The 13564-nt window shown below is 33.5% G+C and carries 10 protein-coding genes; 8 read left to right on the top strand and 2 right to left on the bottom strand.

Annotation, left to right across the window (positions count from 1 at the left end; translation table 11 throughout):
• The first annotated feature begins 76 nt into the window (after positions 1 to 76).
• A complete protein-coding gene (locus CBF36_RS08085; protein ID WP_207854483.1) occupies positions 77 to 2911 on the top strand; it encodes an endo-beta-N-acetylglucosaminidase in 2835 nt (944 codons plus the stop codon).
• 37 nt (positions 2912 to 2948) lie between these two features.
• Here the strand turns inward: CBF36_RS08085 and CBF36_RS08080 are convergent, their stop codons facing one another.
• Positions 2949 to 3509 (bottom strand): GNAT family N-acetyltransferase, encoded by a 561-nt coding sequence (locus CBF36_RS08080; protein ID WP_165865432.1) that lies wholly within the window; start codon positions 3507 to 3509, stop codon positions 2949 to 2951.
• A gap of 321 nt (positions 3510 to 3830) precedes the next feature.
• Here CBF36_RS08080 and CBF36_RS08075 point away from each other — a divergent pair, with 321 nt between their 5' ends.
• The 4 genes from CBF36_RS08075 (at position 3831) to CBF36_RS08060 (ending at position 8983) form a co-directional block, all read left to right on the top strand.
• Positions 3831 to 6158, top strand: a complete 2328-nt coding sequence (locus tag CBF36_RS08075; protein ID WP_125957946.1) for a WxL domain-containing protein — start codon at positions 3831 to 3833, stop codon at positions 6156 to 6158.
• Between the two features lie 75 nt (positions 6159 to 6233).
• Positions 6234 to 7289: a WxLIP family cell surface protein gene (locus tag CBF36_RS08070; RefSeq protein ID WP_165865431.1), complete on the top strand. Its 1056-nt coding sequence runs from the start codon at positions 6234 to 6236 to the stop codon at positions 7287 to 7289.
• 77 nt (positions 7290 to 7366) lie between these two features.
• Positions 7367 to 7729 (top strand): TIGR02328 family protein, encoded by a 363-nt coding sequence (locus tag CBF36_RS08065; RefSeq protein ID WP_125957944.1) that lies wholly within the window; start codon positions 7367 to 7369, stop codon positions 7727 to 7729.
• Between the two features lie 109 nt (positions 7730 to 7838).
• A protein-coding gene (locus tag CBF36_RS08060; RefSeq protein WP_455357610.1) for an IS3 family transposase occupies positions 7839 to 8983 on the top strand; the annotation gives its coding sequence in 2 pieces (ribosomal slippage) (positions 7839 to 8109 and positions 8109 to 8983; 1146 coding nt in all).
• Positions 8984 to 9038: 55 nt separating this feature from the next.
• Here CBF36_RS08060 and CBF36_RS08055 read toward each other — a convergent pair.
• Complete coding sequence (locus tag CBF36_RS08055) at positions 9039 to 10190, bottom strand: FtsW/RodA/SpoVE family cell cycle protein (RefSeq protein ID WP_125957942.1); 1152 nt, start codon at positions 10188 to 10190, stop codon at positions 9039 to 9041.
• A 248-nt stretch (positions 10191 to 10438) separates the two neighbouring features.
• Here CBF36_RS08055 and trxB point away from each other — a divergent pair, with 248 nt between their 5' ends.
• The 3 genes from trxB to CBF36_RS08040 all read left to right on the top strand — a co-directional run.
• A complete protein-coding gene (gene trxB, locus CBF36_RS08050; protein WP_125957941.1) occupies positions 10439 to 11356 on the top strand; it encodes a thioredoxin-disulfide reductase in 918 nt (305 codons plus the stop codon).
• A 255-nt stretch (positions 11357 to 11611) separates the two neighbouring features.
• On the top strand, positions 11612 to 12613 hold the full coding sequence (ccpA, locus tag CBF36_RS08045; RefSeq protein WP_125957940.1) for a catabolite control protein A: 1002 nt from the start codon (positions 11612 to 11614) through the stop codon (positions 12611 to 12613).
• A 161-nt stretch (positions 12614 to 12774) separates the two neighbouring features.
• The coding region (locus CBF36_RS08040; protein WP_207854480.1) for a transposase at positions 12775 to 13564 on the top strand (790 nt) is incomplete at its 3' end.

Genomic DNA, 13564 nt, shown 5'->3' with positions numbered 1-13564 from the left:
GTTTGTTCATTAAAACTTCTTTATGTAAGCGTTATTATGGTGGTGGGATAAAATTATAATATTCGGGGGAAAAACAATGCATAAAAAAAGAATGACACACTCATCAATGATTATTATGTTAATGTCAACAGGTTTAGTGGTTTCAGGATGTTCTAATAGTAAATCAGCCAATGACTTTGTCTATTCAGAAACACCATCAAGTAAAATAGATCGTGGGATGGATAATCAACCAGAATCTTCTTATTGGTTTCCGGAAGATTTTTTAGCGTGGGATTTTACTAAAGATCCTGATGCAAAATATAATGTCAGTAATATTCCTTTAGCAAAACGAGTGGATAAAAAAGAGTTAACGCCATCGAATGATATACAAGACAAACAAACGAAAGTGGTTGCCTTATCTATTATGAATAGTAGTACAAGCGGTAATGCACCATTTGGTATTAACACATTTGATGCGAATGTTTTTTCTTATTGGCAATACATTGATCAGTTGGTTTATTGGGGTGGTTCTTCCGGGGAAGGAATTATTGTTCCACCTAGCTCAGATGTGATTGATGCCTCTCATAAAAATGGCGTGCCGGTTTTAGGAACAATCTTTTTCCCACAAACAGAGCATGGAGGAAAAATTGAATGGCTAGATGAATTTTTACAAAAAGATGATAAAGGCCATTTTCCAGCAGTTGATAAAATGATTGAGGTTGCTGAAACATATGGTTTTGATGGCTGGTTTATCAATCAAGAAACAGATAATCTTGTGACCAGTTTTGATGATGTAAAAGATGGAAAAGAAACAGAGGAGACGGCAGAAGATGGTTTAACAAAAGAACATGCTACTTTAATGATGGAGTTAATCAAAGAATTTAAAGAAACAGCACCAGAAACATTAGATATTATGTGGTATGACTCGATGACATCTGAAGGCAAAATGGATTGGCAAAATGCTTTAACAGATGAAAATAAATCGTATCTTGTTGATAGTCAGATGAATCCGTTATCTGATTCCATGTTTTTAAATTTCTGGTGGAATACGGAAAAATTTGCCAAAGATGATTTATTAAAAGAATCAAATATTAAAGCACAAAAAGAAGGAATTGATCCTTATTCGCTTTATGCAGGGATTGATGTTCAGGAAAATGGTTACTCAACACCTGTTAAGTGGGATTTATTTATGAATGAAAAAGGGAAACCTTATACATCATTAGGTCTTTATGTTCCTAGTTGGACGTATGCTTCAACAGATAATCCTGATGATTTCCAAATGAAAGAAAATATTTTCTGGGTAAATTCCCAATCAGATCCAAGACAAGCTACATTACCAAAAGAGGGCGAATGGCCTGGTATTTCGACTTTTTCTATCGAGCAAACAGCGATTACTAGCGTGCCATTCAAAACGAATTTTAATCTAGGAAATGGTTATAATTATTTCATTGATGGAGAGAAAGTTTCTAGTAGAAATTGGAACAATCGAAGTTTACAAGATATCATGCCAACATACCGCTGGGAAATAGATTATGGTAAAGGAAATGAAGGTAGCATGTCGATTGACTATGCGGATGCTTATAATGGAGGAAACTCACTAAAATATCGTGGAAACATGCAGAAAAATGCAACCAACACGATTCATTTATATCGAACAGATATGACCATAGATAAAAATACGGTGATATCTACAACCGCTAAAGCAAATGAAGAAACGGAATTAAATCTGGTTGCAACATTAAAAGGTGGCAAAAAGCAAGTGCTTAGTCCAAATGGAGCAATCAAAGAAGATTGGACAAGAGTCACTTATGACACAGATAAACTAGTTGGAAAAACGATTACTGATATCTCTTATGAGTGGAAAACAACATCAGATGCACCTGATTATGAGTTTAAGTTGGGTGAATTGGCTATGTTACCAAAAGAAGAAAAATCAGTGATGGACGTTAAAAAGTTAACAATAGAAGACGCCATATTTGATGAAGAAGAACGCAATTTTGCTGGCGTGCGCTTAACGTGGGAATCAGATAAAACAGATGGTTTAAGTCACTATGATATTTATCAAGTGAACGATGATAAGTCTCGCTCCTTTATTGGTGCAACACTATCAACTACTCACTATATCAATGCATTAGAAAGAGTAGGAGAATCTAACAAAACAACCCTTGAAGTTGTGCCAGTTGATGTATTTGGTAAAAGAGGAAAACAAACAGAAACAATCATTTTAGAATGGCCTGATAATAGTTTGCCAAAAGCTGACTTTACAGCATCACAAACATTAATTGCACCAGGTAAAGAAGTAACATTTACCAACCAATCAACAGATAATGCTGATGAGCTTATTTGGGAATTTGAGGGTGGTGACATAAAATCTAGCACGAAAGAAAATCCTGTTGTAACTTTTGATAAAGAAGGAAGTTATAAAGTTAAATTAACAGCTAAAAATAAATCTGGTGAGTCAGTGATGGAACAAGAAAAATTCATTGTTGTGAGCGAAGAAATCAAAGATGAACTTGAAAAGTTATCGACAAAAGACAGTCAAGTTGAAGCATCATCATTTATCAATGATGGTGAAGCCCCACAATTTGTTTTAGATGGTAATTTAGAGACAAAATGGTGTGCAGTTGGCTCAGCACCACATGATATTACAATTGATTTAGGTGCTGTTAAAACAGTGAGCCAAGTAAACATGTTCCATGCAGAAGCAGGTGGAGAAAGTCCAGATATGAATTCAAAAGCTTATAAAATCGAAGTGAGTGAAGATGGAAAAGAGTTCAAACAAGTTAAGCGTGTCATTAGTAATGCTGCTGCTGAAACAACAGATACCTTTGCACCAGTTAAAGCACAGTATGTTCGTATTACACTTGATAAACCAAGTCAAGGTGCCGATTCGGCTGCCAGAATTTATGGTATTGATATTTTTGGTATGTAAGAGTGGACACAAAAAAGATTAACCTTTAATGAAAGGGTTAATCTTTTTTTGCTTTTTGATATTCAGATTTTAATAAACTAAATCGGTTTAAATTGACGAAATGGTGTTGTCTATAAATATCTTCTCTATCCACTCCATCAAAATGAAAACCTGATTTTTTAGCTACTTGGTTGCTTGCTATATTAGTCTCTTCAGCAACTATAACCAATTTATTTAATTTTAAGTTATTAAAAGCAATGTCAGTTAGACATTTGACACATTCTGTCATGATATTTTTCCCATTGTAATCATAATCCAACCAGTAGCCAATTTCAGCCTTTTTATGAGTGGTATTGATATTGTGGAGGTCAATACATCCAATAATTTTTGTATTATCTAAAATAAATAAAACAACCTCTTTTTGTTCAGCTTCTTGCTTAATTGAGCGAGCGATGAAATGTTCACTATCTTTTACGACATTAGTGAAAGCAACAAAATCGAGAAATGTTTCTAAATGTTCTTTATTTTTTCTAACAAGAAGAAAAAATTCTTCAGCCATATGACATTCAGGTTTAATTAAAGCAATCGTTGAATTGACAGGTAATTTAAAATATAGCAAACACATCACGTCCTAACATTTCTTTAAAGTATATCATAAAAATAAAAAACAATGAACATTGTTTTTATAGCATGTTAAATAAATAATTATCAGTTCTTTTTAAAGCTTTTTTCGTTGATATAAGTAATATATACCTTAATAACCGAATGACCACCACGTGTATAACGCTATCAAATCGGAATGTTCGTTTTATAACCGAACGTTTTAAGGTATAAATTAGTTATTTGTTAAAGTTTACGTTTTCTTTACATAAACTTTACAATTCAAATCTATACTTTAATTAATCAGTAAAATAACTGATGAAGAAAAGGAGAGAAAAAAATGAGAAAGTCTAGGTTCACCTCGCGTTTGTTGGTAGTGTTGGCGAGCGCAATGCTATTTTCCGTTTCAGTTGGAGCTGAAACAGCACTGGATAAAGCACCAGAAATTAAGGCTTCAAGTGTGACGAATAATAATAAAAAAGTATTATTTGATAACACACATGGTCAAACAGCTGGAGCTGCTGACTGGGTTATAGATGGAGCATTTTCAGATTTTGCAAACGCTTTATCAGAAAAAGGGTATTTTGTGAAAGAGTTAAGGAAAACAACTCCCATTACGCTCTCAGATTTAGAAGAGTATGATGTATTTGTTTTACCTGAAGCAAATATTCCTTACAAAATTGGTGAACAACAAGCTATTGCTGATTATGTTAGCCGAGGCGGAGCTGTTTTTTATATAGCCGATCATTATAATGCCGACCGCAATAAAAACCGTATTGATTCAAGCGAAGCATTTAATGGGTATCGACGTGGTGCTTATCAAGATATGACAAAAGACATGACAACTGAAGAAAAAAACTCAGATGCTATGAAAGACGTTAAAAGTAGTGATTGGCTAAGTGATACATTTGGTATTCGTTTTAGATACAATGCACTAGACAATATTAATAATAAAACACAAGAATGGATTATCGAAGACGCATTTGGTATTACAGAAGGCGTAAAAAAAGTAGGGCTTCATGCTGGAAGTACTTTAGCAATCACTGATAATACTCGTGCTAAGGGTTTGATTTATCCGCCTAAAGGATTAACAAGTGCCAATAAATGGGGTCATGCTGTTGATGAAGGCGTTTATAATGGTGGTGGGATTGAAGAAGGACCTTATGTTGCCATTAGTAAACGCGATCATGGTAAAGCTGCCTTTTTAGGTGACACCTCTTTAGTTGAAGATGCATCGCCTAAATATTTAAGAGAAGAAAATGGAAAATCGAAAAAAACATATGATGGATTTAAAGAAGCTGATGATGCAAAGATTTTGATGCAATTAGTCGACTGGTTATCTGAAAAAGAAACCTATAAAACATTTACAGAAAATGGTACTGTGCTATCAAGTATCACAAAAATTCATGATTATGAAGTACCAGAAAAGACGACTGAACCCCAAGATGAGCCATGGGCAGCACCACAAGCTAATTATAAATGGTTTGATTCTAAAACATTTGCACCAGGGAGTTTTGGTTCGGCTGAAAAAGCACAAGCACAACCGTCAACATCAGTTGTCTTTACTGACAAACCAGTAGCAAATAAATTAAATAAAGCAACCATTAAGATGGAAGGATTAAAACCAAATTCAGTCGTATCTGATTATCAATTTGGCGTCTACACTCCAACTGCTCAAAATGGATTTGAACTTGGAAATCAAGTTGCGAAAACAAAAGTTGCTGATAAAGCATTAAGCGAAAAAATAGGTTATTCTGAAAAATTCTCAGTATCTGCTGATGATAAAGGTACAGCAAGTATAGAAGTTGAGTATTTAGTTGAGTTTGAAGGAGAGTATAACTTCCGAGTGAAACTTGGTAAAAACAATGTGTTAACACAAAGTATCACTATTTCAAATGACGCAACAGAAACACCAACACCTCAACCAGAAGAGGAGAATAAAGCATTAGACTATAGTGTCATTGGGCAAATTCAGTTTAAAAAATCAGATGATGCAGTAAAACCAGTGGACCCTGAAAACCCAAATGAACCACAAACACCACTTAATCCTGATGGGACTGAAACTAAACCAGGTACTGGTGGATTGTTATCAGTTGATTATGCATCAAGCTTTTCTTTTGGCCAACCAACAATTGAGCCGACATTGAAAAACTACGGGGCATTTGCTCAACGGTTTAAAGGAACGGATGCTTTAAGTGGAAACTATGTTCAAGTAACAGATAAACGCGGGACACAATCAGGATGGGTATTACAGATTGTACAAGATAATCAGTTTAAATCATCAACAAATGATGAATTGACTGGAGCAAAGTTAACTTTAGGAAATGGTCAATTGAATTCACCAAATATGTTGCAAGATGGTTATGACGTGAAAACAATGCCACAACATTTAGCGCATCCATTAAAAGCGACTGATGCCACTTTATCTGGGGGATTAGAATTAATCCCAGGACAAAGTCAAATTATTTTAAAAGCAAATAAAGGGCAAGGAATGGGGACGTGGGTATTGTCTTATGGTCAAAGTAAAGACAATAATATAGGTCAATTAAACGCAAATGATGCTAGTCAGTCATCTGTTATTTTAACTGTTCCAAGTACGGCAAATCCTAAAGAAACAGTGTATCAATCAAATATTACTTATAAATTATCAATGGTTCCAACACCATAAGTTCAAATGTTAGTCGATAGACTAGAAAAACTCTAGTCTGTCGATTTTTATGTTTATTAATTAAGGAGAATGAAGATGAAAAATGTACGAAAAATTGGTTATATGATGGTATTATTTGTTTTGATAAATATGTCGTTTTCAATGGTAACACAGGCAAATCAAGTCGGCTTTTCAGTAGCACCAGTATTACCGTCTAATCAGATTGATAAAGAAAGTGGGCATTTTCATATTCAATTAAAGGCAGGAAATAAGCAACAATTAAGCGTTGAATTGAAAAATCATACAGAAAAAGAAATTGTCTTAAAAACATCTGTTGCGAGTGCAACGACGAATATCAATGGTGTGATTGATTATAGTCCAACAAAAAATAAAGTTGACGAGACATTACCGATAAATTTATCAAAGCAAATAACAGTAGATAAAACAATTATTTTATCTCCTAAAGAAGAAAAAATAGTGTCAGTTAAAGTGAGTATGCCAAATAAAGATATTCCAGGAGTTATAGCCAGTGGTATCTCCTTTGAAGAAGAGGGAAATGTTAAATCGAATCAATTATCTAGTCAAACAACGGTTAATAATAAGTTTTCTTATGTGCTAGCGTTGTTGATGCAACAGTCAGCCAGTATCGAAACACAACCTGAGTTAAAGTTAGGAAAAGTTAAAGCCATAGAACTGAATACTAGAACAAGTATATCAGCGCCTATTAGAAACTTATCCTCAGCTTATTTAAATCAGGTAACGATTAAGAGTACGTTAACAAAAAAAGGAAGCAGCGATCCTTATTATGAATATAAAAAAGAACAAATGCAGATTGCACCTAATTCTATTTTTGAGTTTCCGACCTTTTTAAATGGTAAGAAATTAGAAGATGGAGAGTATCTTTATAAAGCAGTGGTTAGTGGGGTGACAGGAGAATTAAATAAAGAAGAGCAAGAACAATTAGAGTGGGTTTTAACAGATACGATAAACATTGATCAAAAACAAGCTAAGGAACTAAATGAATTAGATGATTTAGTAACAGATAAAACCCTTGGATTAAATAAATGGTTAGTTTTAGCAGTTAGTTTAAATGTTCTTCTAGTATTAGGGATTGTTAGTTACTTTTTGTTTGTAAAGAAAAGAAATAAGTAAATCAGACTAATTTTTTTGAAATTTAGTTATTTTATGGTAGGATACCAACAGTAAAATAATCTGATAGGAGAGTAAACATGAGATTATGGCATGAAGTATTAATACCTAAATTACCTAGACAACAACTACTTGGGCAGCATAGAGAGTGTTGTGCGTTAAGAGGGAAAGGATGGGGGAAACCACATTCAACCGTTAATTATGTGTTTGATCATAGTCCATATAAATTAGTACAATACCATTGGTTGATTATGACTGAAATGGAAAACAGAGGTTATAAACCAGATGAACTTTGGAAAAATCCTTTGTATAGGGGAAAAGCAATTGAGGCTTATACAGGGTTACCAGAAGTTGCAATAGAAACGCCGATTTATCCGGAGCATCATGATGACTACTTAAAAGAGTGTTTAGATAACTTGGCTGAAAAAGACATTTATTTATAAAAAAACAATCAAATGCCATATTGCGCGGAACTGACCCCAAAAGGTAAGACAAATATAAAAACACCCTCGTTGAATTCATGTAAAATGAAATTAACGGAGGTGTATTTTTATGGTCAAAAGAATTTCTTATCCAGTAGAAGTAAAAGAAGAAGCTATAAAAATGAAGATTGAAGGTAAAACAACTAGAGAAATTATGAATAAACTAAACATTCGGAATGAAACTCAGGTGAACACATGGTGGAGATGGTATAGAAACGGAGAATCTTATCGATTCTCTCAAGGTGTAGGAAAACAATATACTTATGGAAAAGGTAATGAAAATTTATCCCCTTTGGAATCTCTAGAAAGAGAAAATAAATACTTGAAACAGGAAATTGATGTCTTAAAAAAATACAAGGAATTGGAAAGGATGTGGAAAAAGAACTATTTATAAAATTAGTTGATTCTTATAAAGGAGTGCTATCTGTTACATGGTTATGTCACTATTTTGGTGTAGCTAGGAGTACTTATTATCGTTGGACTAAGAAGGAAGATACAGAGGATATTCGCATTAAAATGATTCAACAGCTATGTAAAGAAAATAAATTCACTTATGGTTATCGAAAGATCACTTTTTTACTTCGTAAAAAGATAATAATTAATCATAAAGTTGTTCAGTGTATTATGCAAAAATACGGATGGGGCTGTAAAGTGAAAATAAAGAAAAAACAACGTCCAGGCTCTATTTACTTTAAAACCTCTAATATAATTGATAGAGACTTTAGTTCAAGTAAGCCGTTAGAAAAACTCACAACAGACATCACTTATCTTGATTATGGTCCTAAAAGACTATATCTTTCTAGCATTATGGATTTGTTTAATGGGGAAATACTCTCTTATACAATAAGTGAAAAACAGGACATATCTTGTGTTCTAGACACACTAAATAAATTACCTAAACTTCCAAATAAATGTATACTTCATTCAGATCAAGGTTCCGTGTATACTTCATATGCTTATTATCAAGCAACTAAAGAAAAGAGCATTATCAGAAGTATGTCCCGAAAAGGGACACCTGCAGATAACGCTCCAATAGAGTCGTTTCACTCCATCCTAAAGGCTGAAACGTTCTCATTACACCCAGAGCTTGGAAGCTCTACAATTAGTGTAATTGAAACTGTACAAAATTTCATCAACTATTATAATAAAGAAAGAATTCAACAAAAATACGATTACTTATCTCCAGTTGAATATCGGAAAAAGGTAATCGCATAGGTGTTTTTATTACTGTCTCATTTTAGGGGTTCAGTCCCCGCATTTGATTGTTTTTTTACGCTTTAGAATCCATTCCAAAAATTAATCCTAGAGCTAACATTGTTGAGACCAAAGCTGTTCCTCCTTGACTTAAGAAAGGAAGAGGGATACCTGTTAATGGTAACAAACCAATTGAGGCTCCGATGTTTTCGAATGTTTGGAAAACCAACATAAAGACAATTCCTACACAAATATAAATATTAAAGGTAGAATTACTTTTAATGCCGGTATAGAAAATTTGGAAAAACAGATAAAAGTAAAGTAAAATGACAGCTGTTGCACCGACAAAGCCATACGCTTCACCGATAAAAGTGAAAATCATATCTGATTCTCTAACGGGGACATAAACTTGTACCCCTGTTGTTCCAGTCCCAAATAATCCACCAGATCCAATAGCTAAGAGTCCTTGAACTTGTTGGTAAGCAATAGACGTTGCATACTCAAATGGATCAACCCAAGCTCTAATCCGATTTAATTGGTATTCTTTAAAATGGAGTGAAGCAAGTATGGATTGTCCAAAATCAGTAAACACTAAGAAAATAAGTGTTCCACCAAGTAAAGCAGCAATTCCACCAAGAACAGCTACAATCCGCCAGTTAATGCCGGACGCCACAATAAGTGCACCAAGAACACAAATAAAAACTAAACTTGTTCCAAAATCCTTTTGTACAAACATTAAAAAGAATAAAGGTAAAGAGTATAATACTAATTTTTTCACCATATTTAAATCAGTATGAATATCTTTTTCAGGAACGTTTTTGTTATATTTTACAAGCTCTTTGGACATAAACAGAATATAGGCTGTTTTAGCGATTTCTGATGGTTGAAATTGAAAGCCAAAAATGTCTAGCCAACGTTTTGTGTTGGTTAAATCATACATGTGAGGGTCATAAAAGAAATACAAGGAACCCATAAGAAGTAGTGAGAACACATAAAACCACGGGACAGCTTTCCAAATGACATCACGTTTGATGTACTTCACTCCAAACATTAAAACTGTTCCTAGTCCAACAAACGCCAGTTGTTTTAGTGCTTGTTTAGTGGGATTATTTTGGTCATAATACGCTACCCAATACTGTAGCCAAATACTTAAAATAAGCATTAGAAATATTGGCAACAATAACGCGTAGTTAAAATTGTTTTGTTGTTGATATTCTTGTCGTTTCATGCCTTCATCTTATCCTTTATTTAGTTATATTAATTAAAAAAATTAAGTCCATACCTGTAATAAGCTACCACTTTTATCCATAATAGTATATAGTAATAATGAAATTAAATGAATTTTTAATCTTTTTTCTTATTTATGTTCAAATTTAGAAAGTTTAGTGTTGTTATTTTAAGCGTCAAGACGAATCAATAGACAATAAAAAAAGAAAAGGTTAAAGTATGAGTAGAAAACTATAGGGGGTATTAATTATGTATGATGTAATTATTATAGGGGCAGGACCAGGAGGAATGACGTCAGCTTTATATGCCTCTCGTTCAGGATTATCTGTATTAGTAATAGAACGTGGTGCACCAGGTGGTCAGTTAATGAATACAGATGAAGTGGAAAATTATCCTGGCTTTAATCTTATTTCAGGACCCGATTTAGCTCTTAAAATGTATGAAAACTCTTCTAACTTTGGTGCAAAGCATGTTTATGGAAATGTTGTTAACATTGAAGACCATGGTACCACTAAAAAGGTAGTGTGTGATGATGAAACATATGAAGGGAAAACAGTGATTATTGCTTCAGGAAGTGAACATCGTAAAATCAATATCCCAGGTGAAGAAGAATATGCAGGTCGTGGTGTATCTTATTGCGCTGTTTGTGATGGGGCGTTCTTTAGAGACCGTCATTTAGTGGTGATTGGTGGAGGAGACTCAGCAATAGAAGAGGGGATGTATTTAACTCAGTTTGCAAGCAAAGTCACTATTATCCATAGAAGAGATGAACTAAGAGCACAAAAAATATTACAAGATCGTGCATTTAAAAATGAAAAAATTGAATTTATGTGGAATAAAGTTCCGATTGAAATCAATGGAAATGATATGAGTGTTCAATCAATCAAATTAAAAGATACTAAAACAGGAGACATTGAAGATTTATTAGCAGACGGTGTGTTTATTTATATAGGACTAGATCCATTAACTGATTTTGTTAAGGATTTAGGTATTACAAATGAACACGGTTGGATAGAAACAGACGCTCATATGTCAACAAAAATTCCTGGTATTTATGCTATTGGAGATGTCAGAGAAACGGTTCTTAGACAAATTGCGACAGCAGTTGGTGATGGTAGTATTGCAGGACAAGAAGTATATAATTACTTAAGTAGTTTAGATGATTAAACGTTAAGTAAAAATTAAAACATAACAAGCAAACCTTTTGGTACAATAGAGATTATCTTGATTTCTTTTGTATTAAAAGGTTTTTTATATCAACTACGCTTTTTTCACAATAAAGGTTTATATTTCTCTAGTTTTTTGTAATTTTCATAACTTTTCATGAAAACATCTATAAAACGCTTGCAAAGTCAATGCTTTTCTGATAATCTATGTGTGACTTATGAATCGACAGTATAACAAAATAAAGGAGAACATAACATGGAAAAACAAACCATTACAATTTATGACGTTGCAAGAGAAGCAGCTGTTTCTATGGCAACTGTGTCACGCGTTGTTAACGGAAACCCAAATGTCAAACCAGCAACTAGAAAAAAAGTCTTAGAAGTGATTGAACGATTAGACTATCGTCCAAATGCAGTAGCCAGAGGATTAGCAAGTAAGAAAACAACAACAGTTGGAGTGATTATTCCAGATGTAAGTAATGCTTACTTTGCCTCTTTAGCTCGAGGGATTGATGATGTGGCAACAATGTATAAATACAATATCATTCTAGCCAACTCTGATGGGAATGATGTAAAAGAAGTGAATGTATTAAATACATTACTTGCTAAACAAGTAGATGGTATCATCTTTATGGGACATCATTTAACTGAACAAATTAGAGGAGAATTTTCTCGTTCTAAAACACCTGTTGTTTTAGCAGGTTCAATTGATCCAGATAATCAAGTGGGGTCAGTGAACATTGATTATGAAGCAGCAACAAAGGATGCGACCAATCAATTAATTAAATCTGGGAATAAAAAAGTAGCATTTATTTCAGGTTCTTTATTAGATCCTATTAACGGTATTCAACGTTTGAAAGGTTATAAAGAAGCTTTGAAAGACAATAATATAGACTTTAATGAAGGATTAGTGTTTGAAGCAGAGTACAATTATAAAGCAGGTCTTGCTTTACATGATCGAGTGGTTAATAGTGGCGCAACAGCAGCAGTTGTTGCGGATGATGAGTTAGCAGTTGGGTTGTTAAATAGCTTAACTGATAATGGGGTAAAAGTACCTGAAGAGTTTGAAATTATTACAAGTAATAATTCATTGTTCTCAGATATTGCTCGTCCAAGCGTGACAAGCATCTCTCAACCATTATATGATATTGGTGCGGTATCAATGCGTTTGTTAACTAAATTAATGAACAAAGAAGACATTGATGAAAAAGACATTGTCTTACCTTATGGTTTAATTCAAAAACAATCAACAAAATAAAAAATAGTCATTGCTTACATTTTGGCTCTATAATTTAAAGGACTGATGAATCAAAATCTGATTCATCAGCCTTTTTTAGTTTATTTTATTTAAAAACATGTCGTCTATCTAGTAAAATTTAAGTACCAAACAAAAATATCAGATAGAAAGGACGACATGTCATGAATAATCATATCAAAAAAATGCTAAGAATAACAGATGACAATTTAAATTTAATTAGTACAGAGGAAGCTAATATCAATGGAATGAACACTCTCATTATTAAAGGGACTTATTCCCCTATGCCTTCGGCTTGTAAGAATTGCCACTCCTCTATTGTTGATAGAGAAGGAAACTCTATAATTGTAAAAAACGGGAAAAAAGAAGTGACTATTCGCCTATTGCCCTATCAAAACCTACCTACTATTTTAAAGCTCAAGAAACAACGTTTTTATTGTAGAAAATGCTGCCATCATTGGACAGCACAATGTTCAATTGTTGAAAAAAATTGCCATATTAGTAAGTTCACTACCTTAAAAATCTTAGAACTGTTAACCGAAAAAATCTCTATGACATTGATTGCCAAGCTATGTCAAGTCTCATTAACGACTGTTTTAAGAGTGCTTAAGTCTGTTGAAACCCAACTACCTCATCAACTTAAACCACGTCGTTTTCCTGAAGTTTTAATGGTAGATGAATTTAGATCTCATGCTACCAATGAAGATAAAATGAGCTTTATATGTGCCGACGGAAAAACGGGAGAATTAGTGGACATACTACCAAGTCGAAAATTAGATAAACTGACCGTTTATTTTAATCGTACGCCATTGGAAGAACGGAAGAAAGTAAAATTCTTAGTCACTGATATGAATGCTGCCTATTTTCAATTAACTAAAAAAGTGTTTCCTACTGCGGGTGTTATCATTGATCGATTCCATGTTATAAAGCATCTAAACACTGCTTTTAATGAAT

The sequence above is a fragment of the Vagococcus bubulae genome, assembly GCF_003950315.1.
Classification (GTDB): domain Bacteria; phylum Bacillota; class Bacilli; order Lactobacillales; family Vagococcaceae; genus Vagococcus; species Vagococcus bubulae.
The sequence above is the reverse complement of the archived record's forward strand: the minus strand, read 5'-3'. Positions and strand labels throughout refer to the sequence as shown.